The sequence below is a fragment of the Janthinobacterium sp. GW822-FHT07H10 genome (genome assembly GCF_058798675.1).
Window position 1 is genome coordinate 233005 of the sequence record NZ_JBXAKS010000004.1, and the last position, 20787, is coordinate 253791.

Here is a 20787-nt window from a genome sequence, read left to right on the forward strand (position 1 = left end):
CCGCGGCGGGTTTTTTTATGCGCGCGCGGGAAGTTGCGCCAGCCGCTGGGCCCAGGCGGGAATGGCCTGCCGCCAAAACGCATCCACGTTATCGGCGCGCACGTCGAGGCCGAGGAAGCGGGCGGCAGGCAGCAGCGCCGACGCCAGCAGCCCGGCAGTGCCCGTGCCCGTATCGAAGGCGAGGGCGCCCGTCTGCTTCGACAGTTTTTCGCCGCTGTCGTTGGTGACGACGGGCACGTGCAGGAAGCCCGGATGCGGCAGACCCAGCACATCCTGCAGGTAGAGCTGGCGCGGCGTGGAATCGAGCAAGTCGGCGCCGCGCACCACGTGGGTAATTGCTTGCGCGCCATCGTCGACCACGACGGCCAGCTGGTACGCCCAGTAGCCGTCGCCGCGCAGCACGATGAAGTCGCCCACCTCGCTGGCCAGGTCTTGCTGTTGCACACCATGCCAGCGGTCGGTAAAGCCATACACGGCTTGCGGTCCCTCCGGCACGCGCAGGCGCATGGCGCGCGCCGCCTTGCCCGGCGCCAGGCCGTGGCGGCAGGTGCCCGGATACACGGCGGTACCGTTTTTCGGCGCACCGGATTGCAGCACCGAATCCTGGATTTCCTTGCGCGAACAGCCGCACGCATACACGAGGCCATCATCCTGCAACTGCTTGAGCGCCGCCTCGTACAGCGGCAAGCGCTTGCTCTGCCACGTCGCCTCGCCATCCCACTGCATGCCGCAACGCTGCAGGCTGGCCAGGATGCCGAGATCGGCGCCCTCGACATTGCGGTCATAGTCCAGGTCCTCGATGCGCAGCAGCCACGTGCCGCGATGCACCTTGGCATCGAGATAACTGGCCATGGCCGCAACAAGCGAGCCCATGTGTAGTGGGCCGGAGGGGGAGGGGGCGAAGCGGCCGATGTAGGGGGCGGTGGGGAAAGAAGTGTTCATTCGTGCAGGCGCAGGCGGCTACACCGGTAGTCTGCGCTTGGGGAGTTGGCTATGGTTGGAGCCAAGTATCGGGGAGCGAACGTGGCGTGTCAAATCGGGGGCGAAATGCTGCATGCCGTCATGAGCGGTAACGCCATGCTGGTTTGCCGGATGCGCGCGATGTCGGCGATGGCATCTCGCGGAAGTTGTGCGAATGAAAGGACAAATAGAATCCAGGGAACTTGCCGGCAGTTGTTCCACGCTCGCGCCCTCCGCCAGCCGGAAAGCGCCATGCTGGCATCAGGCGCGCGCGTGGGTGTCGATGCGTGACTATGATTCCTAGAAATGGTACTCGGCGCGTATCATCGGCGTCTTCGCCGTCTGCCCCGTGTTGCCCGTGGTGGCGGGCGAATTGCCGAACTTGTTTTTCCAGTACTGGTACTCGAGGCCCACGCGGAAGGTGTTCTTGGCGCTGCCCAGGGCGGCGCCCACGTCGTACATCACTTGCATGTCGATATTCGTTTCCACCGCCGTGTCGCGGCCGACCTCGTCCTTGCCTTTTGAATCGATGAGGTTAAAGAATCCTTCGAACGAGAACAGCGGCGACAGCGGGATGGCCCAGGCGCCCGTCAGCATCGCGTGCGTCTTGTACGTGTAGCGGCCCGTCACTTGCGAGATGGGCGGGAAGGCGCCGCTGGGGGCATTGCTTTCGCGCAGCAACAGCAGGCTGGTGTTGAAGAAACCGGGCACGTCCCACATCAGGGTCGGGCCCGCCACCAGCATGCGCTTGCGCGAGTTGTAGCCGACGTCGTTCTTGGTATTGGCGTCGAAGCCCAGGGTGACGCCGACGCCGCGCACGGGGCCGAACTTGATGTCGCTGCCGCGCACCTTGCCGATGTCGATGGTGTTGCGGTACACCAGGTAGGCCTCTTGCGCGCCCGAGGTCTTGCCCAGCGCGCCAGGGTCCTTGCTGTCGGAAATCAGGAAGTCCAGGTTGACGAAGTTGCTGCCGTATTTGTAGCCGCTGGCATGCGTGATGGCAAAGATGTTTTTCTTGATGTCATCGGGATTGAACGGTTCGCGGTAGTCGTTGCCGGCGCGCCAGCTGAGGGCGGTATCGCTCCATTCGGCGGCCTGGACGGCGGCCGCCGGGCCGAGGGTCGTGGCAAGGCACAGCAACAGACACGGTAGGTTTTTTGGCACTTTCGGCTCCTGGTGGCGGTGTGGAAAACGGTGCTGCGCGATGGCGGGACGGGGTGCCCGCACCTTGCGGCGACGCGGAAAAAAGGCGTGCCGTTCAATCCATGATGCGAGCAGCGCGGCGCCGGACGATATGTATCATGTGCATACTTACTATCATTTCCTGCATATAATCATCGCACCTTCTCGTCCTTGCGGGGCAAGGTGGGTGCTGCAAAGCTGATAATTTTTTTCAAAATTGTATACAGGTGTTGTTTTTTTGCGGAAATGGAAATGGGCGCCGTCACGCCATCCACCAAAGCGCCGCGGATGCCGATACGATACCTGTCAGACACATGCACGGCCCGGTTTTCCTCTCCCATCGATATACGGCAGCGAGGCACGAGAACAACAATGACGGCACGCCTGGAACTCATCGGTATCAGCAAGCGCTATCCGGCCGTGGTGGCCAATGACGGCATCCATCTCACCGTCGCACCCGGGCAAATCCACGCCGTGCTGGGCGAGAATGGCGCCGGCAAATCGACCTTGATGAAAATCATCTACGGCGCCGTACAGCCCGATGGCGGCCGCGTCCTGTGGAATGGGCGCGAAGTCGATATCGCCAGCCCGTCGGCCGCGCGCGCGCTCGGCATCGCCATGGTGTTCCAGCATTTCTCCCTGTTCGATACCTTGACCGTGACGGAAAACATCGCCCTCGGCTTGCCTGCTGGAACCGACATGGCGGAGCTGGCGCTGCGCATCGAGGCGACGGCGCGCCAGTACGGGCTGGAACTGGAACCGCAGCGCCATGTGCACACCTTGTCCGTCGGCGAATGCCAGCGCGTGGAAATCGTGCGTGCCTTGCTGGCCAGGCCGCAACTGCTGATCCTCGATGAACCGACGTCCGTGCTGACGCCGGGCGCCGTGGAAAAACTGTTTGCCACCCTGCGCCAGCTGGCGGCCGAGGGGTGCAGCATCCTCTACATCAGCCACAAGCTCGACGAGATCCGTGCCCTGTGCCATACGTGCACGGTGGTGCGTGCCGGCAAGAATGCGGGCGTGTGCGATCCGTCGCTGGAATCGGCGGCCAGCCTGTCGCGCATGATGATCGGCGCCGAGCCGCCCGCCATCACGCGCGTGGCGCGCACGCCCGGTGCGGCCATGCTAAGCGTCAAGAATTTGCATTTGCCGAAGAGCCATCCATTCGCCACGCAATTGAGGGATATCCATTTCAACGTGCGCGCAGGCGAGATCGTCGGCATCGCCGGCGTGTCCGGCAATGGCCAGCAGGAATTGCTGGCCGCGCTGTCGGGCGAGGACAGGCGCGCCGGCGCCGACACCATCGTCCTGAACGGCACGCCGGCGGGCCGCTTGCCGCCGGGCCGGCGCCGCGCGCTGGGCTTGGGTTTCGTGCCGGAGGAGCGGCTGGGCAGGGGCGCCGTGCCCGACATGTCGCTGGCCGACAACGTCTTGCTGAGCTTGCAAACGCCAGCCACCATCCGCCACGGCTTCCTGCGCCACAAGGTCATTGCCCAGCGCGCCGCCGCCATCATCGCGCGCTTCCAGGTGAAGGCGGGCGGGCCGCAGGCGCTGGCGCGCAGCCTGTCGGGCGGCAACTTGCAGAAATACATAGTCGGGCGCGAAGTCCTGCGCGCACCCACGGTGCTGGTGGTGGCGCAACCGACCTGGGGCGTGGACGTGGGTGCGGCCGCGCAAATCCGCGCCGAGTTGCTGGCGCTGCGCGATGCGGGCTGCGCCGTGCTCGTCGTGTCGGAGGAACTCGATGAATTGTTCGAGATCAGCGACCGCCTGCTGGTGATGGCGAAGGGGACGATGTCGCCCTCCGTGGCCGTGGGCGAGGCCAGCGTCGCGCAAGTGGGACAATGGATGAGCGGGTTGTGGCCGCAGGAGGCTGCCCATGGCTAAGTTTGCCTTGCGCCTGGAAGCCCGTCCGTCCCCTTCCAGGTTGATGGCGTGGCTGTCGCCCGTGCTGGCCGTGCTGCTCACCGTGCTGTGCGGCGCGCTGCTGTTTATGGCGCTGGGACACGATCCGCTGGCCGGCCTGGCCGTCTTCTTTGTCGAACCGCTGCGCGATGCGCACGGCTGGTCCGAGCTGGGCCTCAAGGTGGCGCCGCTGCTGTTGATCGCCGTCGGCCTGGCCATCTGCTTTCGTGCCAACATCTATAACATCGGCGCGGAAGGCCAGCTGACGCTGGGCGCCATCTGCGGCGGCGCGGCCGCCTTGCACCTCGACGATGGCGTCGGCGGCGCGGCCTTCATCGGCGTGTCCCTGCTGGCCGGCATGGCGGGCGGCATGGCGTGGGCGGGACTGGTGGCGTGGTTGCGCGACCGCTACAACGCCAGCGAAATCCTCGTCTCGCTGATGCTGGTCTACATCGCGCAGTTGCTGCTCAGCTATCTCGTGTATGGCGTGCTGCGCGACCCGGAAGGCTTCAATTTTCCCCAGTCGAAACTGCTGTCGGACGGCTTGCTGCTGCCGATGGTCGTGGCGGACACGCGCTTGCACCTTGGCATCGTCTTTGCCCTGCTGGCGTCGCTGGGCGGCTGGCTGTACCTGTCGAAAAGCATTTCAGGCTTCCGCCTGCGCGTGGGCGGCATGGCGCCGGCCGCCGCCCGCTATGCGGGCTTTTCGTCGCGCAAGACCTTGTGGTCGTCCCTGCTGATCTGCGGTGCGCTGTCGGGCCTGGCGGGCGCGTGCGAAGTGCTGGGACCGATGGGGCAGCTGACGCCTACCGTCTCGCCTGGCTACGGCTTTGCCGCCATCATCGTCGCCTTCGTCGGGCGCCTGCATCCGGTGGGTGTGATCTTTTCCAGCTTCGTCATGGCCCTGTTCTATATCGGCGGCGAGCTGGCGCAATCGCGCCTCGGCTTGCCCAGCGCGATCACGGGCGTGTTCCAGGGCATCTTGCTGTTCGCCTTGCTCGCTTGCGATGTGTTGATCCAATACAAACTGCGCTGGAGGAAACATGGATAACCTGGCCCTGACGATTGCGCCATTGGTCGCCGCCAGCATCAATGCGGGCACGCCGCTGATGCTGGCCGCGCTCGGTCTGCTCGTCAATGAAAAGGCGGGCGTGGTGAACCTGGGCGCGGAAGGCATGATGCTGGTGTCGGCCATCACGGGCTTTGCCGTGGCCGTCAACACGGGCAGCCCCACGCTGGGCTTCCTGGCCGGTGCGGGCGCCAGCATGGTCCTGTCCGGCTTTTTCGCGTGGCTGACGGTGTGGCTGGGCACGAACCAGTACGCGACGGGCCTGGCCCTGTCGCTGTTCGGCGCGGGAGCGTCCACGTACATCGGCCTGAAGTACGTGGGCAACAGCTTGCAGAACGGCCGCTTCGGCATCCCTTTCCTGGAAGACATTCCCGTGCTGGGTCCGGCCGTGTTCCGCCAGCATCCGATGATGTATCTGTCGCTGCTGCTGTGCCTGGCCATCGCCTGGTTCTTGTACCGCACGCGGGCGGGCCTCGTGCTGCGCGCCGTGGGCGAGTCGCCGGCCTCGGCCCATGCGCTCGGCTATCCCGTGCGGCGCATCCGCCTGGCGGCCGTGCTGTTCGGCGGCGCCTGCTGCGGCCTGGCCGGCGCCTTCCTGTCGCTCGTCTACACGCCGCTGTGGGTCGAGGGCATGGTGGCGGGGCGCGGCTGGATCGCGCTGGCGCTGACCACCTTTGCCACCTGGCGCCCGGCGCGCGTGGTGGGCGGCGCCTATCTGTTTGGCGGCATCACGATATTGACCTTCCACGCGCAGGCGCTGGGCGTGCCCGTCGCTTCGCAGCTGCTGTCGATGCTGCCGTACGTGGCGGCCATCGTCGTGCTGGTCCTGATTTCCAGCAATGCCAATTACATCAAGCTCAACATGCCCGCTTCGCTGGGGAAGAATTTCAATCCGGGCGCTTAGCCCATGCCGCTCGAAGGCACGCCGTCACTCCCCCGCGGCGCGCTGTCTTCTTGATTTCCGATGGGGGGCCATCAAAGGAAAACCATGTCCAAGAAACTGTTGTGCGCCGCCGTCTGCAGTGCCGTTCTGATGCCTGCCCTGGCCGCCGCGCCTGCCGCTACCCCGTTGAATGTCGGCTTCGTGTATATCAGCCCCATCGGCGACGCGGGCTGGACCACTCAGCACGACCAGGCGCGCAAGGAAATGGAAAAGGCGCTGGGCAGCAAGATCACCACCAAGTATGTGGAAAACGTGCCGGAAAGCGCCGATGCGGAACGCGTGATCCGCGACCTGGCACAAACGGGTAGCAAGCTGGTCATCACGACCTCGTTCGGCTACATGAATCCCACCTTGAAAGTGGCGAAGCAATTTCCTAATGTGAAGTTCATTCATTTGACGGGATACAAGACGGCGCCCAACGTGGCCAATACGAATGCGCGCTTTTATGAGGGCCGCTACCTGGCCGGCGTGCTGGCAGGCAAGATGAGCAAGACCCATGTGGCCGGCTACGTGGCGGCGTTTCCCATTCCGGAAGTGTTGCAAGGCGTTAACGCCTTCACGCGCGGCATGCGCAGCGTCGACCCGAAGGCGGAAGTGAAGGTGGTGTGGGTGAATAGCTGGTTCGACCCGGGCAAGGAGCGCGACGCGGCCATCACCCTGATCGGCCAGGGCGCCGACGTGGTCACCCATCACACGGATTCGACCGCCGTGGTGCAGGCGGCGGAAGAGAAGGGCAAGTATGCGATCGCCTACCACTCGGACATGAAGAAGTACGGACCGAAGGCCCAGCTGGCCGCCGTCACCCACCACTGGGGCGACTACTATACGAAGCAGGCGCAGGCCGTGCTGGACGGCACATGGAAGTCGAGCAGCACCTGGGGCGGCATCAAGGATGGCATGGTCAGGCTGGAAGGCGTCAACGCCGCCGTGCCGGCGGACGTCAAACAGTTTGTATTGGCGCGAGAGAAAGAGTTGGTTGCTGGTAAGCTCAACCCGTTCAGCGCACCGATCAAGGATAACGACGGCAAAGTGCGCCTGGACAAAGGCGTGCTGGACGATGCGGCGCTGACGAAGATGGATTATTTTGTCGAAGGCGTGGCTGGAAAAGTTTCCGGAAAGTAATAGGTTTGAGTATAAACTTGCTGTAATATTGCCGGAAACGGGAGCGGGGCCGGGACGCACTGCGCGTCGCCGGCCCGCTCACATAGCAGAGCCTGAACAGGCCCGTACCGGAGAACGACCCATGGATAGACTGGAAGTATTCAAGATTATCGCGTTGCAGGCCAGCAAGGGCGAGCTGACCTTCCCTGCCAACGTCAAGGCCACCCTGAAGCTGCAGGAAGCGCTGGACGATCCCGATTGCCACATCGAGGCGGCCGCGCGCATGGTCATGGCCGAGCCGCTGTTGTCTGCCAGGGTCGTGGCGCTGGCCAACTCGGCCGCCTACAACCGTACCGGCAATGAAATCGCCAATGTGCGCGCGGCCGTCTCGCGACTGGGCTTTGCCACCTTGAAATCGATGGTGGCATCCGTCATCGTGCGCCAGCTGGGCAGCCAGATTACCGATCCGCAATTGCGCGCCAAGTCCGCCAAGCTGTGGGAACACACGGCCCACGTGGCCGCGCTGAGCCAGGTGATCGCCAGGAAAGTCACGCATGTGGACGTGGAAACGGCCATGTTTGCCGCCATCGTGCATGAAGTGGGCGGCTTTTATCTGCTGTCGCGCGCCGAGGAATATCCGGGCTTGCTCGACGATAATACGGAAGACTGGATCGAATACGGCGAAAAACTGATCGGCCGCGGCGTGCTGCGCCAGCTGGAAGTGCCGGACCTCGTGCTGCAGGCCGTGGAAGGCATGTGGCATGGCGGCAGCCCGTTTCCGCCGCGCACCCTGGGCGCGACCCTGGTGCTGGCCAACGACCTGGCGCCCGTCGGCTCGCCCCTGCACCCGCCGGAAAGCGCCGCGCGGCGCCAGGCGGCGGCGAAGATCGACTTCGGCATCGGCGGCAGCACCCTGCATACGATACTCGAGGAATCGGCCGAAGAGATCGAATCGCTGGCGGCCGCCTTGCTGGTGTAATTGCTGGTCCGAACGTTTTCATTGAAGAATCCCCGCCCTTGCCGCGGGGATTTTTTTCGTCCGCATTTTGCTGTGCTTGCCCCATGGCATACAATCGCCGGCTCGGCCATCCGCCGGACTGACTTACTCCTCTTATCAAAAGGATCTTATGCAGAAGCTGTTTTCCTCCCTGGCCTTCACGGCGCTCGCTTCCAGCCTGGCGCTGGCGTTTTCCGCGCACGCCGCCGCGCCTGCCGCCAAGGACTTGCCGACCGTGCAGGAAGCGCCGTTGCGCGCCCACCTGGCCTTCCTGTCGAACGACTTGCTGGAAGGCCGCGGCACGGGCCAGCGCGGCGCCGACCTGACGGTGGCGTACCTGGAAACCCAGGCGCAGATGGCAGGGCTGAAACCCGTGCGCGGCAACAGCTACCGCCAGAGCGTGCAGATCGCTGGCGTGAAGTCGCTGCCGGCCGAGAGCAGCCTGCAGGCCGTGGCGGGCGGCAAGGCCGTGCCGCTGGCGTTCGGCCCGGACTGGGTATGGGCCACGGGCGACTCCGTTGCCGCCCACACGTTGGATGCGCCGCTGGTGTTCGTCGGTTATGGCATCACGGCGCCGGAAGAAGGCTGGAACGATTTCAACGGTGTCGATGTCAAGGACAAGATCGTCGTCATGATGGTCAACGACCCGCAGCCGACCGTGGCCGAGCCGAACCGCTTCGCCGGCAAGGCGCTGACGTATTACGGCCGCTGGACGTATAAATTCGAGGAAGCCAAGCGCCAGGGCGCCGCCGGCGTGTTGCTGATCCACACGAAGCCATCGGCATCGTATGCGTGGAGCGTGGTGCAGAACAGCTGGAGCGGCAGCGAGCGCTTCCAGCTGGCTGACCGCACGGCAGGCACGCCGTTGCAGGGCTGGATCACGGAAGACGCGGCGCGCCGCCTGTTTGCGGCCGGCGGCCAGGACCTGGACGCCTTGCGCGCCAAGGCGGAAAGCAAGGACTTTAAAGCCGTCGCACTGGACGCCAAACTGTCGGGCGAAATGAAGTCCGCCGTGCGCAAGGTGGAGCAGTTCAACATCGCCGGCATGGTGCCGGGCACCGACCCGAAGCTGAAGGATGAAGCCGTCATCTACAGCGGCCACTGGGATCACCTGGGCAAGCAGGGTGACACGGGCGACACCATCTACAACGGCGCCGTCGACAATGCCTCGGGCACGGCAGGCTTGCTGGCCATGGCGCAGGAAGCCGTGAAAAAGCCGGCCAGGCGCACGCAGATTTTCCTGTGGGTGGCGGCCGAAGAACAGGGCTTATTGGGCAGCGCCGCCTACGCGGCCGATCCGTTGTGGCCGCTGGACAAGACGGCTGCCGCGCTGAATCTCGACAGCCTGAACTTCGTCGGCGCCACGCATGACATCGGTGCACAGGGCAGCGAGCGCACGGAACTGGGCGCCATGGCGGCCACGGTGGCGAAAGCCATGGGCATGCATATCGCGCAAGCGCGCCCTGACCTGGCCGGCGGCTATTTCCGCAGCGACCATTTCAGCTTTGCCAAGGCGGGCGTGCCCGCGTTTTCCATCAATGGCGGACGCGAGTACATCAAGGACGTGGAAGCGTCGAAAGCGAAGGCGGCCGCGTATGGCCCCCGCTATCATCAGGTCACCGATGAGTACGACGCCAGCTGGGATTTGTCCGGCATGACGCAGCAGGCGCAGTTCACCCTGAACCTGGGCCAGGCCGTGGCGAATGGCGCGAAGATGCCGGCCTGGAAGGCGGGCGACGCGTTCGGCAAGGCGCGCGAGCAAGCCGCAAAATAAGGGAGAGTAGGTCGGATTAGTGCGGTAAAGCCGCGCGTAATCCGACAATATTGTTGGCGCCATGGTGTCGGGTTACGCGCTGGCGCGCCAACCCGGCCCACGTGATACCTGATTAGCTGGTCCGCTCCAGGCGGTGCTGCGTGTAGGATCGTAGGTCGGATTAGCTCGAAGAGCGTAATCCGACAACAGGGTTGGCGCAGCAGTGTCGGATTACGCGGCGTGCGGCCGCTAATTCGATCTACGTGATAGATGGCTGGACGGCCCGTTCCAGCCGTCGCTGCGTGTGGCGGTACTTGCTCCACACCAGCAGCAGCAGGAGCGGCATGGCGCCGCCGACGGCGCACAGGGCCAGCCAGCCGCCGGCGGCAAAGCTGGCGCTGGCCAGCGCCGAACCGGCCGAGGCGCCGATGAAGCCGCCCGCGATGAAGACGGTGGTGACCCTTGCGCGCGCATGCGGCGCCAGCTTATAGATGATGGACTGGTGCGTCACTTGCAGCCCCATCACGCCCATGTCCAGCAGGACGATGCCGACCAGCAGCAGCACCAGCGAGTGGGCGCCGAAGCCGATCAGGGCCCATCCCGCCAGCGAGGCGACGGCCAGCAGCCACGTGGCCTGGCGCGCGTAGCCGCGGTCGGCCATGCGGCCCGCCGTGTTCGCGGCAAACGCCCCCGTGGCGCCCGCCAGGCCGAACAGGCCGATCTGCATTTCCGAGTAGTGGTAGGGCGCGCCGCTGAGCAAGAAGGTCAGGCCCGTCCAGAACACGCTGAAGGTGCCCAGGCCCAGGCCGGAGAACAGCGCGCGCTGGCGCAGCAGCGGCTCCTGGCGGATGATGTCGGCCAGCGAGGCCATCAGCTTGCCGTATTGCAGCTTGCCCCGTGGCGCCTCGTTCGGCAGGATGCGGCGCAGCATCAACAGCAGCGCCGCGACGACGATGGCGGCCAGCACGTAGACGGTGCGCCAGCCGCCGCTGATCTGCGCCACCGTGCCGGACACTGTACGCGCCAGCAAGATTCCCAGCAACAAGCCCGTCATGACGGTGCCCACCATGCGGCCCCGGCTGTGATCGGGCGCATACGAGGCCACCATGGCCGTGACCACCATCAATGCGCTGGCCGTGATCCCCATCAAGACGCTGGCGATGGCAAAGACAATAATATTCTGGCTGGTGGCCGCCAGCAGCAGGGCGGCTATCTTGGCGATCAACATCCACGTCAGCAACTGGCGGCGGTCCAGCACGTCGCTGAGCGGTACGAGGAAGACGATGCCCAGCACATAGCCGATCTGCGTGGCCGTGACCAGGTAGCCCGCTTGCGGCACGCTGACGCCAAACGAGGCGGCCAGCATGGACGTGAGCGGCTGCACATAATAGAGGCTGGCGACGAGCACGCCGGCGGACAGGGCAAACAGCAGGATGCGGGTGGCGCTCAGTAGGGTGCTGGCGTCGAGGGTAGCGGGAACAGCTGGTTTCATGCGATACGACTTTCTTGGAATGACGCTTTTGGATCAGCATGATAGCGGGGCTGCGCATTTCTTGCCGGGCATGGCCGATTCTGGCGGCGGGACGCCAGGCAAAAAAAATCCCGGCGATCGTTGCCGACGGCCGGGAAAAGGGTATACGGGGATATACCGAGGGAGGAAAACAGAAAACAATTGCTACACTTGCTGAAAGTGCCGATTGCGTGCTTCGGCGGCCGGCATTGCCCGCTGCCTCGGCGGTTCCACGCATCAGCACGGTGCAGGGTCTCGTCGGCCACGCGCTTGCGCCCGTGGCAGTCTGGGCAGCGTTGTTATGACTGGCGCGCCAGTTCCGCGTGCACTTGCGCCGTGATTTCGTATGAACGCAGCCGGTGCTGATGCTCGAAAATCTGCGAGGTGATCATCAGCTCGTCGGCGCCCGTTTCGGCGATGAAGGCGGCCATCTTTGCCTTCACCGTGTCTGGCGCGCCGATGGCCGTGCATGACAGGACGGAATCGAGCATGGCGCGTTCCTGCGGGCCCAGCTGCTCCAGGTAACCGGGCACCGGTGGTTGCAAGCGCGACGGGCGCCCCGTGCGCAAGTTCACGAACGCCTGCTGCATCGACGTGGCGCGCAAGTGCGCATCCGCATCCGTGTCGGCGGCAAATACGTTGAAACCCAGCATCACGTACGGTTTCGCCAACTGTTTTGAAGGCTTGAAGTGTTCGCGGTAATAGGCCACGGCTTGCAGCATCATTTGCGGCGCGAAATGCGAGGCAAACGCATATGGCAAGCCCAGGTGGGCCGCCAGCTGGGCGCCGAACAGGCTCGAGCCGAGTATCCACACGGGCACTTTCGCGCCCTTGCCGGGCACGGCCAGCACGCGCTGGCGCGGCTCGTCGGACATATAGTCGATCAATTCCAGCACGTCCTGCGGAAATTGCTCGGCATCGGATTGCAGGTCGCGGCGCAAGGCGCGCGCCGTCGTCTGGTCGGAGCCGGGGGCACGGCCCAGGCCCAGGTCGATGCGGCCCGGATGCAGCGCTTCCAGGGTGCCGAACTGTTCCGCGATGACCAGCGGCGAATGGTTCGGCAGCATGACGCCGCCCGCGCCCACGCGGATGGTTTTCGTGCCGGCCGCCACATGGGCGATCACGACGGCCGTGGCGGCGCTGGCGATGCCGGGCATGCCGTGGTGTTCGGCCAGCCAGTAGCGGTTGTAGCCCCAGCGTTCGCCGTGCTGCGCCAGGTCGAGCGTGTTCTTGAACGACTGGCTGGCGTCGCTGCCTTCGGCGATGGGGGCCAGGTCGAGTATGGAAAATGGAATCATGGTAGCGATATCGGGACGTGGTGGAAAATCACAATGGACGATTTGTCTATCCCCTGACGACAGCAGGGTCAGCCACAACAGCATGGCGGGGAAGACAGGCTGTGCACATGATAATGCGAATCGGGAATTTGCGTACTGATCGGTAAAAAACTCGCCTTGATTGGAAATTCATGACAGCAATGCTAGAGTGGGCCTCCCAACCCTACACCCCTCGCCATGACCAAGAAACCCGTCCTGCTGACCCTGCTGACCCTGCTGCTGCAGTCCGCCTTCCCGCTTGCCGCCCACGCCGCGCCCGTCAGTGCGCAGGCGCAGGAAACGGCCCGCCATGCGCTGGCCACCTATCCCGAACCGCTGATCGCCAGCCTGGCGAAGATGGTCAGCTACAACACGGTGGCCGACCCGGCCGTGCCGTTTGCCGACAATCCCCAGCACACGGGCTTCAAGCGCTACCTGGCGCAAGAGGCGCAGCGCCTCGGCTTTGATTTTCACGATCACGGCCACGTGGTGATTATCGGCATGGGCAGTGGCAGCGAGCGCGTGGGCGTCATCACGCATGGCGACGTGCAACCGGTGAATCCCGCCAAGTGGGCCCGTTCGCCGTTCGAGCTGGACCGCACCAGCGAGCCGGGCAAGCTGCTGGGACGGGGCACGGAAGACGACAAGGGCCCGATTGCCACGGCCCTGTATGCGATGAAGGCCATCCAGGATAAGAAAGTCCCGCTGAGCAAGCGCATCGAGCTGTACGTCTACATGGCCGAGGAGTCGGACTGGGAGCCATTGAAACAGTTCCTCAAGACCCATACGCCGCCGCAGGTGAATATCACCATCGACGCGGAATACCCGGTGGTGACGGCCGAGAAGGGCTACGGTTCGATCAAGCTGACCCTGCCGCCGCGCACGGCCTTGCCGGTGGGCGGCGGCCCCGTGCTGACGCGCTTGACGGGCGGCTTTTTCGGCAGCCAGATCCCGGAAGATGCGAGCGCCGTCATCGCGCATGCGCCGCCAGCGCTGGAAGCGGCCATCCGCGCGCGGGCGCAGGCGCAACAGGGCGTGCGCTACAGCTACGCGCGGGACGGCGACACCCTGACGGTGACGGCGCTGGGCGTGTCGGCCCACTCGTCGAAGCCGGAGGATGGCGTCAACGCCATCAGCATGCTGGCCGACGCGCTGGCCGTGCGGCCATGGCAGGGCACGCAGGCGGCCGACATGCTGTCGTTCCTGAATGAACTGGTGGGCACGGGCATCCACGGCGAGCGCTTTGGCCAGATCGCCTACCGCGATGGCTTCATGGGGCCGATGACGGTGGCGCCGACCGTGCTCAAGCAGAATGGCGGCGAACTGGAACTGAATATCAACCTGCGCCGTCCGCAAGGCAAGACGGCGGCCGTGCTGCAGCAGCAGGTGACGGCCGCGTTCGATGGCTGGAAGGCGCGGCGACATGTGCCGGCCACCTTGCAGGTGCAGATCGGCGAACCGTGGTTGCAGACGGCGGCGCCGCAGATCCCCACCCTGCTGTCCGTCTTTTCGCACTACACAGGCATCGCCGATCCGCAACCGGTGGCCATCGGCGGCGGCACCAATTCGCGGCTGTTCCCGAACGCCGTCAGCTTTGGCCCGGCCATGCCGCATACGGTGTACACGGGGCATTCCGAACACGAATTCATCACGGAAAAGCAGTTGTTGTTGAACTTGCAGATGTACACGGCCGTGCTCATTGAGCTGGCGCAATAAGAACCTGTCACGGCAGGCAGCGTCTTCTGCGGCCTGTTTGGCCTGGATGCGGACAGGACGCGAGGAGGCAACGGGGCAAGCCACGCGACGACTCCCCGCTTCGGCGGGCCGTCGGCTGTGCAGGTATTTATCTGGCGGGATAGGCGCCAAGGCTTGAAAAAAAAGGCTGGCGGCATAGACTGCAACCCTGAGACAACGCCGGCTGCCGAACTTTTTGCATGCATGCGTGTCATACGTTTCCATGTGGGAAGGGGGCAGGTATGCATAGCAAACAGGACGTCCGGCTGGCGGCGGGCCGGGCAGGCGTGGCAGGCGGGGCAGCGTTGCGGCTGGTCCCGGATGGAGAGCGATCATGAACTGGCCGCTGGAACTGGAAGTGGCGCACAAGCTGGCGCAGATGCGCGGCTGGCTGGAAGAGCAGCGTGCCGGTGCTGTGCGTCTGCGCGGCGTGGACTGGTTTGCCTGGGCTACGGCGGGCGCGTCGAACAGCCATTGCCAGACAGCCGAGTGCGGCTGTGCGGAGGTGCTGGTGACGCGCGACGCCGCTTACATCCTGACTGACGAGGCTGAAGCCATGCGCATGCGCGAAGAGGAAGTGCGCGGGCCGTGGACGTGGCAAGTGTCGCCATGGATGCAGCCCCAGCTGTATGAATTGCGCGAGCATTTCGTGCAGCATGTAGCCGGTGGTGCGCCGATCTTGTCCGATCGGCCCGGACTGCATGAGCGCAGCTTGCCCGTGGCCTTGCGCGAAGAGCGGCTGGTGCTGCTGGAATCGGAGCAGTCGCGCTACCGGCAAGTGGGCCAGCTGGCCGCCAGCGCGGCAGCGGACGCGCTGCGCCAGGCCCGCCCCGAGTGGAGCGAGCGGGAACTGGCCGCCGCGTGCGTGCGCGCCCTGTGGCTGCGCGGCTTGCAAGCCGTGCACGTGCTGGCTTCCGGGGCCGAGCGTCAGCAGCGTTATCGCCGTGCACCGGCTGCCCATGACGCTCTCGGTTCGCACGCCGTGCTGGCCCTGTGCGCGCGGCGTTTTGGCCTGTGCGCCAGCCTGAGCCGTCAACGGCGCTTCGGCCCCACATTGAGCACGGGCATGAGCACGGGCACGGCGGGGGCGGCGGGCGGCATGGATGACGCCGATGCGGCCATGCTGGCGCTGGAAGCCGTGGCCCTGGACGCGTGCGAGACGGGCCATGCGCTGAGCATGGTGTATCACGCGCTCGACAGCGCCTATGCATATGCAGGCCAGCCCGATACGGTGCGCACCAGCCGCCAGGGCGGCATCCATGGTTACCTGGCGCCCGAAGTGGCGGCCGGCGCGCATACGGAAATCATCCTGAAGCGCGGCATGGCGCTGGCGTTCCACCCCAGCCTGCCTGGCAGCACGGTGGAAGACACCTTCCTGCTCGACGCCAACCAATTGCATAACCTGACGCATGACCCCGCCTGGCCCTCCACCGTCGTGCAGGGGCGTAGCCGGCCATTGACACTGGCATTGGCTTAGCGCTACCAGGCCAGGCAAACCAGACCAGACCGAGTCAAACCGAGTCAAACCAAACCAAACCAAACCGAGCCAAACCAAACCAAACCAAACCGAGCCAAACCAAACCAAACCAAACCGAGTCCAGCCTTGCCAATCCGAGCCTAGTCAAGCCGAGCCGGGCTCGGCTTGAATCCGGCCAGGCGCTTTCGCTTTAAGCTCTTTAAGCTTTAAATTAAGCTCTAAATCAGTGCGGCCGTTTGTTTGAGAGGCCGGTTTGAGGCTGATACGGTACCCGTCCATCCGCACCATCCGCAACAGGCGTACCGAACCATGCCTTGCCTTGTCATGAGCGGCGGTCGCTTCAGGTGCAAGATTTCAGTTGCGGCAGCAACCACAACCACAACCACAACCACAACCACAGTAGTAACCGCAACAGCAACAGGTAACCGCAACCGCAACAGGTAACCGCAACCGCAACCGCAACCGCAACCGCAACCGCAGTTGTAGCCGACGCTGCCACGCCGCCGCCGCAGCAGCACTGTCGCTGTCGCACTGGCAAGTACCGGATGGCTACCGGGTGCCGTCACTTGCGACTGTCGCCCGTCCGACTGTCACTTTCCCCAAGCCCCAAGCCTCACGTGCCAGGCGCCAGCGGCGCGGATAGCGGGCCCGATGCATGGCACCGGCGCCCCGGTTAATAGCGTTGCATCACGCCCCGTTGCACGCTGACCCGTTCGCCGATCTGGAAAGCGGGCTGGGTGTTTTGCACAAAGGTGCGCGTCGTGCCGTCGTCCAGGCGCAGGGTGACGCGGTACAGCATGTTGCCGGCGGCGCCAGCGCTGCTGCCGGTGCCCGCAGTGCCCGATGTACCCGCCTGCATGTCGCCACTGCCCTGATCCATGCCGCGCGGCACGGTTTCTATCGATTGCACGGTGGCCGAGCTGATATTCAGGGTGGCTGGCGCGGTGTCGTTGCTCATGTTGCTGGTATCGGTGGCGGTACTGGTGGCGGTGCTGGCTGGCGTGCTTTGTGGCGTCGTGGCGGCGGGCGCGGCATAGATTTCGCCGCTGTTGCTACGGGCCAGGCCGGCATCGTCCGTGGCATGGCAGGCGGCCAGCAGCGCGCACAGCATGCCAGTCAGCAGCAAAGGGGTTTGTGATCTCATCTTGGTCTCCTCATGGTCGAACATTCGGGATCGGCACCAACGGCGATGCGGATATCGGCAATAGCTGCATATAAGAGCGCGGTGGATGGAAGATGTTCGCTGCCTGTCATTGTCGATTGAGCTAGATCAAGCGGCTGACTGTCGTGCTTGGTATAAATGATGCTCACGAAAACCCTTCGTGCGTGCGCACGTTTCCTCACTGTTGAACCAGGAGAAAAAATGTCATCAGGTCCTACCGTAAAGCTGATTGATGAGTTGGTGCTGGCCATTATCGGCACCGCGCGCGATGCCCGTGCGCGCCATGTGTTGGCACAGGCCTTGCATGGCCTGGTGCGGCTGGCGCGTTCGGAACAGTTGCTGGACATGCAGCGCGACGCGGCGCGCGCCTTGGGCGCCGGCAGCCGGCGCGAGATGCGCGCCCTGATGCGGCGCATGGGCACGCGTAGCGCGCGCAGCCAGGAACAACTGCCGCTGGAATTGCTCGGCAGCGACAACAACGAACGCGCTTGATGCCGGCTGCGCGCCAGGCACTAAGCTTCTGGCAACGGCCTTGCCTGGCCCAGCGCGGCGGCGACCATTTTGGGCCAGAGGAAACACAGCGGCAGGGTAACGGCGACCGCGGCCGTGATATCGACCATCCAATCCTGGACTGCGCCACGGCGGTAGGGCAGGAAACTCTGGATGAACTCGTCGAGCGCGCCCATGGCCGTTACCATCAGGATCGACAGCAGCGCGCGGCGGCCCATGCTGCCGCCCGTGCCGCTGAACAGAATCAGCGCCAGCACGCCGTAGCCGACGGAATGCAGCACGCCGCCCGAGGCATATTGGCCGACGTCGGCGCGCACGCCGGGGATATCGCCGATCAGGATCACCAGTACGTACAACAGCAGCGCGGTGCGGTAGCGCAGGCGTTCGTATCGGTCGGCAAAACACAGCTGGAGCAGGGGCGGGAACATGGTCGTGAAGGAAAGCATAAGGAAGCGAACAATATCATGGGCGGGAGGGACGGTCGTGTTTTTGCGCAAGGATGTGTATCGCTGGCAAAAAAAAGGCCCGCGGGGGCGCGGGCCAAAAACCCAAATGAAATGGGTCAAGAGTGAGAGTTGCTCGGTACTAACCTTGTCGCCCGCCTTGCCGGCGCGCGCCACGGTCATGAAAGGGAGTGGTGTGCCATGGCGGCACACCTGTCTGTAGTCAGGCATATCGGTTGCCTGTACAGCAGATGAAGCAAGTATAGGGGGCGAAAATGACGGGCCTATGACACGCCGCAACATTTTTTGCGAAGGCGCGATTTTATTTCAGGCGAGGATGGGAGGTGGCAAGAATAGCCATGTTGCAGGAGTGGCAGCAAAAAAAAGCCCGCTGGTGAAAGCGGGCTTAAAACTATTTTCTTGGAGGAGAATAGTGGAGACAGGTGCATTATGCTGCGTCGCACTATATGTGTCTAATGGTATTTTCAGATATCTATTATTGATTTTTGATATAACTTGATGCGTGCTGCGCTTATTCCTTCACGGCTACCGTGTAATTGAGCGCCATGCGTCCGCCGTCCACATAGATGGTCTGGCCCGTCATGTAGGTGGCGTCGTCGCTGGCCAGGAAGGCGGCAATGCCGGCCACTTCTTCCGGTTCGCCGCAGCGGCCCAGCGGCGTGCGCGACAAGATCGTGTGGCGCGCCTCCGGACTGGACAGCACAGCCTGCTTGGCCAGTTCCGTCAGGATGGTGCCCGGCCCGATGCCGTTCACGCGCACGCCGTACGGGGCGAGATTCAAGGCCATGACCTTGGTCAGCTGGTTGATGGCGCCCTTCGACACAACGTAGGGCACCTGGTTCGGGATCGCCAGCTCCGCATTGACGCTGGACATATTGATGATGCAGCCGCTGTTGCGCTTGACCATTTCGCGCGCCACGGCCTGGCCGCACAGGAACATCGACTTCAGGTTGATGCGCATGACCCTGTCGAAATCGTCTTCGCAGACATCGAGGAAATCGGCCGCGTGCGTCACGCCCGCATTGTTGACGAGAATATCGATGTGGCCGAACTGGGCCAGGGTTTCCTTCAGCATGGCGTCCACGTCCGCCTTCTGGCTGACGTCGGCGCAGAAGAAGCGCGCCTGCGGACCGAGGGCGGCCGCCGCTTGCGCGCCTTCTTCCTTGATGTCGACCAGCATCACTTGCGCCCCTTCGGCGAGCAGGCGGCTGGCGCACGCCAGGCCGATGCCTTGCGTGGCGCCCGTGACGATGGCGGTTTTATTGATCAGTTTCATGTGTTCTCCTCGGCGGGTGGGGCGCGCTGCCATTGTGCGCGGCAATGGCAGATTCTAATCCCTGCCCGCCATTCAGAGGAGGATGGGTTCGTTCGGCAACTGGTTGCCGCGCGTGCCATTGGCGGGGAAGTGGCTTTGCAGCAAACTGTTTAGCTGCTGCAAGGCATCCAGGGTGCTGTCGTGGTAGTTGCCATCCTTAAACCCTTTGGTCATGGTGCGGCACACGGCTTGCCACTGCTCCGGCGTGACGCGCCGGCCCACGTTGCGGTCGGCCACGATATCGACCTGGTGTTCGGCCAGGTTGATGTAGATCAGCACGCCCACATTGTCTTCCGTGTCCCATACGCCATACTGGGCGAACAGTTCGCGCGCCCGTTCGCGGTTGCTCACGCCCTGGTACGCCATGCCCGGTGTGAGGGCCGCCTCGACGATCAGCCGCACTTCCGCCTGGTGCATCTGTTCACCGTCGGCGATGGCCGTCTCGATGGCTTGCAAGGTGCTTTCCGGGAAAGCCTGGCGTCCCGTGGCCGGCGTGCCCCGCAAATGCTTCAAGGCGCGCCCGCAGCGCTGTCCGAATGTCAGTTGTTTCGTCATTACCAATCTCCCGAGGCGCCGCCGCCGTCAAAACCACCGCCGCCGCCACCGAAACCACCGCCGCCCCCGCCACCGCCAAAACCGCCGCCGCCGCCGAAGCCGCCACCGCCGCGGTTGTTCAGCGCCTGGCTGAGGATGCTGCCCAGCACGACGCCGGTGGCGCCGCTGGACCAGTTGCTGCCGCGCTGCAGCCGCGTCGGTCCTCCGCGCGAGCGGAACAGGGTCAGCACGACGAGGAAGCCGAAGAACAGCAGCGGCAGCCAGAAGGTCAGGCCGCCCGCTTCCACCGTGCGCGGCGCCTGCTGCTGGGCAGGCGCGGGAAATTGCTCCTGGTTCAGCAAGGTGGCTATCGCGCCGATGCCGGCCACCAGGCCGCCGTAATAGTCATCCTGCTTGAAATGCGGCGCGATGACATCCTGCAGGATGCGTTTCGATTGCGCATCCGTCAGCACGCCCTGCACGCCGCGGCCCGCCTCGATGCGCAGGCGGCGCAGGGCGGACGGGTTGTCCTTCGCCACCATCAGCAGCACGCCGTCGTCGACGCCCTTGCGGCCCAGCTTCCACGCATCCGTCACGCGGATGCTGTATTGCTCGATCGCTTCCGGCGCCGTGCTCTTGACCAGCAGCACGGCGATCTGGCTGCCCGTCTTGGCTTCGTAATCGGCCAGCACGGCTTCCAGCGCCGCCTTTTGCTTGGCGTCCAGCATGCCGGCGTCGTCCGTCACGCGCGCCGCCAGCGGCGGCACGGGCACGAGCTCCTGCGCGCTGGCGGGCAGGCTGGTGCACAGCAGCAGCGCCGTCGCCAGCGCCGCCAGATAAGACCAGGCTTTCATC

Annotated in this window: 21 protein-coding genes; 11 read left to right on the top strand and 10 right to left on the bottom strand. The window is 64.5% G+C overall.

Annotation, left to right across the window (positions count from 1 at the left end; genetic code table 11):
* Nucleotides 1–15: 15 nt before the first annotated feature.
* The 3 genes from gluQRS to AC1RDJ_RS11680 all read right to left on the bottom strand — a co-directional run bounded on the left by gluQRS (nt 16) and on the right by AC1RDJ_RS11680 (nt 2462).
* The gene (gene gluQRS / locus AC1RDJ_RS11670; protein WP_493027518.1) at nt 16–942 is read right to left on the bottom strand and encodes a tRNA glutamyl-Q(34) synthetase GluQRS; all 927 of its coding nucleotides are present in this window, start codon (nt 940–942) and stop codon (nt 16–18) included.
* A 318-nt stretch (nt 943–1260) separates the two neighbouring features.
* Entirely contained in the window at nt 1261–2124 is an 864-nt protein-coding gene (locus AC1RDJ_RS11675; RefSeq protein WP_493027519.1) for an outer envelope protein, read from the bottom strand.
* Between the two features lie 170 nt (nt 2125–2294).
* Nucleotides 2295–2462 (bottom strand): hypothetical protein, encoded by a 168-nt coding sequence (locus AC1RDJ_RS11680; protein WP_493027520.1) that lies wholly within the window; start codon nt 2460–2462, stop codon nt 2295–2297.
* A gap of 52 nt (nt 2463–2514) precedes the next feature.
* Between AC1RDJ_RS11680 and AC1RDJ_RS11685 the strand changes: the two genes are divergently transcribed.
* The 6 genes from AC1RDJ_RS11685 (at nt 2515) to AC1RDJ_RS11710 (ending at nt 9931) form a co-directional block, all read left to right on the top strand.
* A complete protein-coding gene (locus tag AC1RDJ_RS11685; RefSeq protein WP_071325038.1) occupies nt 2515–4029 on the top strand; it encodes an ABC transporter ATP-binding protein in 1515 nt (504 codons plus the stop codon).
* Nucleotides 4022–5098 (top strand): ABC transporter permease, encoded by a 1077-nt coding sequence (locus AC1RDJ_RS11690; RefSeq protein WP_493027521.1) that lies wholly within the window; start codon nt 4022–4024, stop codon nt 5096–5098. The genes AC1RDJ_RS11685 and AC1RDJ_RS11690 overlap by 8 nt, the downstream gene beginning before the upstream one ends.
* Nucleotides 5091–6020, top strand: a complete 930-nt coding sequence (locus tag AC1RDJ_RS11695) for an ABC transporter permease (protein ID WP_493027522.1) — start codon at nt 5091–5093, stop codon at nt 6018–6020. The genes AC1RDJ_RS11690 and AC1RDJ_RS11695 overlap by 8 nt, the downstream gene beginning before the upstream one ends.
* Nucleotides 6021–6104: 84 nt before the next feature.
* Nucleotides 6105–7181, top strand: coding sequence for a BMP family ABC transporter substrate-binding protein (locus AC1RDJ_RS11700; RefSeq protein WP_071325035.1), 1077 nt, complete (start codon nt 6105–6107; stop codon nt 7179–7181).
* Between the two features lie 121 nt (nt 7182–7302).
* A complete protein-coding gene (locus AC1RDJ_RS11705; RefSeq protein WP_071325034.1) occupies nt 7303–8139 on the top strand; it encodes an HDOD domain-containing protein in 837 nt (278 codons plus the stop codon).
* Between the two features lie 148 nt (nt 8140–8287).
* On the top strand, nt 8288–9931 hold the full coding sequence (locus AC1RDJ_RS11710; RefSeq protein WP_493027523.1) for a M28 family peptidase: 1644 nt from the start codon (nt 8288–8290) through the stop codon (nt 9929–9931).
* Between the two features lie 238 nt (nt 9932–10169).
* Here the strand turns inward: AC1RDJ_RS11710 and AC1RDJ_RS11715 are convergent, their stop codons facing one another.
* Nucleotides 10170–11402: an MFS transporter gene (locus AC1RDJ_RS11715; RefSeq protein ID WP_493027524.1), complete on the bottom strand. Its 1233-nt coding sequence runs from the start codon at nt 11400–11402 to the stop codon at nt 10170–10172.
* A 38-nt stretch (nt 11403–11440) separates the two neighbouring features.
* Between AC1RDJ_RS11715 and AC1RDJ_RS11720 the strand changes: the two genes are divergently transcribed.
* The gene (locus AC1RDJ_RS11720) at nt 11441–11725 is read left to right on the top strand and encodes a hypothetical protein (RefSeq protein ID WP_493027525.1); all 285 of its coding nucleotides are present in this window, start codon (nt 11441–11443) and stop codon (nt 11723–11725) included.
* Here AC1RDJ_RS11720 and AC1RDJ_RS11725 read toward each other — a convergent pair.
* On the bottom strand, nt 11720–12718 hold the full coding sequence (locus tag AC1RDJ_RS11725; RefSeq protein WP_493027526.1) for an LLM class flavin-dependent oxidoreductase: 999 nt from the start codon (nt 12716–12718) through the stop codon (nt 11720–11722). The two genes, AC1RDJ_RS11720 and AC1RDJ_RS11725, sit on opposite strands and share 6 nt — an antisense overlap.
* A gap of 216 nt (nt 12719–12934) precedes the next feature.
* On the opposite strand from AC1RDJ_RS11725, the gene AC1RDJ_RS11730 reads away from it, so the two are divergent.
* Complete coding sequence (locus AC1RDJ_RS11730) at nt 12935–14452, top strand: dipeptidase (RefSeq protein ID WP_071325030.1); 1518 nt, start codon at nt 12935–12937, stop codon at nt 14450–14452.
* Nucleotides 14453–14804: 352 nt separating this feature from the next.
* The gene (locus tag AC1RDJ_RS11735) at nt 14805–15947 is read left to right on the top strand and encodes a M24 family metallopeptidase (RefSeq protein ID WP_493027527.1); all 1143 of its coding nucleotides are present in this window, start codon (nt 14805–14807) and stop codon (nt 15945–15947) included.
* Nucleotides 15948–16620: 673 nt separating this feature from the next.
* On the opposite strand, the gene AC1RDJ_RS11740 is transcribed toward AC1RDJ_RS11735, so the two are convergent.
* Nucleotides 16621–17091, bottom strand: coding sequence for a hypothetical protein (locus AC1RDJ_RS11740; RefSeq protein ID WP_493027529.1), 471 nt, complete (start codon nt 17089–17091; stop codon nt 16621–16623).
* A 219-nt stretch (nt 17092–17310) separates the two neighbouring features.
* Here AC1RDJ_RS11740 and AC1RDJ_RS11745 point away from each other — a divergent pair, with 219 nt between their 5' ends.
* Nucleotides 17311–17601: a hypothetical protein gene (locus AC1RDJ_RS11745; protein ID WP_156894931.1), complete on the top strand. Its 291-nt coding sequence runs from the start codon at nt 17311–17313 to the stop codon at nt 17599–17601.
* A gap of 20 nt (nt 17602–17621) precedes the next feature.
* Here AC1RDJ_RS11745 and AC1RDJ_RS11750 read toward each other — a convergent pair whose 3' ends face one another.
* A complete protein-coding gene (locus tag AC1RDJ_RS11750) occupies nt 17622–18293 on the bottom strand; it encodes a VanZ family protein (protein ID WP_493027530.1) in 672 nt (223 codons plus the stop codon).
* A 55-nt stretch (nt 18294–18348) separates the two neighbouring features.
* Between AC1RDJ_RS11750 and AC1RDJ_RS11755 the strand changes: the two genes are divergently transcribed.
* Entirely contained in the window at nt 18349–18582 is a 234-nt protein-coding gene (locus AC1RDJ_RS11755; protein ID WP_493027531.1) for a hypothetical protein, read from the top strand.
* A gap of 12 nt (nt 18583–18594) precedes the next feature.
* Here AC1RDJ_RS11755 and AC1RDJ_RS11760 read toward each other — a convergent pair whose 3' ends face one another.
* The 3 genes from AC1RDJ_RS11760 to AC1RDJ_RS11770 all read right to left on the bottom strand — a co-directional run bounded on the left by AC1RDJ_RS11760 (nt 18595) and on the right by AC1RDJ_RS11770 (nt 20786).
* Nucleotides 18595–19359: an SDR family NAD(P)-dependent oxidoreductase gene (locus tag AC1RDJ_RS11760; protein ID WP_071325026.1), complete on the bottom strand. Its 765-nt coding sequence runs from the start codon at nt 19357–19359 to the stop codon at nt 18595–18597.
* 72 nt (nt 19360–19431) lie between these two features.
* Nucleotides 19432–19953 carry a TPM domain-containing protein gene (locus AC1RDJ_RS11765; protein ID WP_071325025.1) on the bottom strand — a complete coding sequence of 174 codons (522 nt, stop codon included), beginning with the start codon at nt 19951–19953 and terminating at the stop codon, nt 19432–19434.
* Nucleotides 19953–20786 (bottom strand): TPM domain-containing protein, encoded by an 834-nt coding sequence (locus AC1RDJ_RS11770; RefSeq protein WP_493027532.1) that lies wholly within the window; start codon nt 20784–20786, stop codon nt 19953–19955. Before AC1RDJ_RS11770 ends, AC1RDJ_RS11765 begins: the two co-directional genes overlap by 1 nt.
* Nucleotide 20787 lies beyond the last annotated feature (1 nt).

What these genes read in the sequence shown, in the direction of transcription:
- gluQRS (WP_493027518.1), bottom strand. Translation starts at nt 942, where the DNA reads ATGAACACTTCTTTCCCCACCGCCCCCTACATCGGCCGCTTCGCCCCC.
- AC1RDJ_RS11685 (WP_071325038.1), top strand. Translation starts at nt 2,515, where the DNA reads ATGACGGCACGCCTGGAACTCATCGGTATCAGCAAGCGCTATCCGGCC.
- AC1RDJ_RS11690 (WP_493027521.1), top strand. Translation starts at nt 4,022, where the DNA reads ATGGCTAAGTTTGCCTTGCGCCTGGAAGCCCGTCCGTCCCCTTCCAGG.
- AC1RDJ_RS11695 (WP_493027522.1), top strand. Translation starts at nt 5,091, where the DNA reads ATGGATAACCTGGCCCTGACGATTGCGCCATTGGTCGCCGCCAGCATC.
- AC1RDJ_RS11700 (WP_071325035.1), top strand. Translation starts at nt 6,105, where the DNA reads ATGTCCAAGAAACTGTTGTGCGCCGCCGTCTGCAGTGCCGTTCTGATG.
- AC1RDJ_RS11705 (WP_071325034.1), top strand. Translation starts at nt 7,303, where the DNA reads ATGGATAGACTGGAAGTATTCAAGATTATCGCGTTGCAGGCCAGCAAG.
- AC1RDJ_RS11710 (WP_493027523.1), top strand. Translation starts at nt 8,288, where the DNA reads ATGCAGAAGCTGTTTTCCTCCCTGGCCTTCACGGCGCTCGCTTCCAGC.
- AC1RDJ_RS11715 (WP_493027524.1), bottom strand. Translation starts at nt 11,402, where the DNA reads ATGAAACCAGCTGTTCCCGCTACCCTCGACGCCAGCACCCTACTGAGC.
- AC1RDJ_RS11720 (WP_493027525.1), top strand. Translation starts at nt 11,441, where the DNA reads ATGATAGCGGGGCTGCGCATTTCTTGCCGGGCATGGCCGATTCTGGCG.
- AC1RDJ_RS11725 (WP_493027526.1), bottom strand. Translation starts at nt 12,718, where the DNA reads ATGATTCCATTTTCCATACTCGACCTGGCCCCCATCGCCGAAGGCAGC.
- AC1RDJ_RS11730 (WP_071325030.1), top strand. Translation starts at nt 12,935, where the DNA reads ATGACCAAGAAACCCGTCCTGCTGACCCTGCTGACCCTGCTGCTGCAG.
- AC1RDJ_RS11735 (WP_493027527.1), top strand. Translation starts at nt 14,805, where the DNA reads ATGAACTGGCCGCTGGAACTGGAAGTGGCGCACAAGCTGGCGCAGATG.
- AC1RDJ_RS11740 (WP_493027529.1), bottom strand. Translation starts at nt 17,091, where the DNA reads ATGAGATCACAAACCCCTTTGCTGCTGACTGGCATGCTGTGCGCGCTG.
- AC1RDJ_RS11745 (WP_156894931.1), top strand. Translation starts at nt 17,311, where the DNA reads ATGTCATCAGGTCCTACCGTAAAGCTGATTGATGAGTTGGTGCTGGCC.
- AC1RDJ_RS11750 (WP_493027530.1), bottom strand. Translation starts at nt 18,293, where the DNA reads ATGCCTGACTACAGACAGGTGTGCCGCCATGGCACACCACTCCCTTTC.
- AC1RDJ_RS11755 (WP_493027531.1), top strand. Translation starts at nt 18,349, where the DNA reads ATGACACGCCGCAACATTTTTTGCGAAGGCGCGATTTTATTTCAGGCG.
- AC1RDJ_RS11760 (WP_071325026.1), bottom strand. Translation starts at nt 19,359, where the DNA reads ATGAAACTGATCAATAAAACCGCCATCGTCACGGGCGCCACGCAAGGC.
- AC1RDJ_RS11765 (WP_071325025.1), bottom strand. Translation starts at nt 19,953, where the DNA reads ATGACGAAACAACTGACATTCGGACAGCGCTGCGGGCGCGCCTTGAAG.
- AC1RDJ_RS11770 (WP_493027532.1), bottom strand. Translation starts at nt 20,786, where the DNA reads ATGAAAGCCTGGTCTTATCTGGCGGCGCTGGCGACGGCGCTGCTGCTG.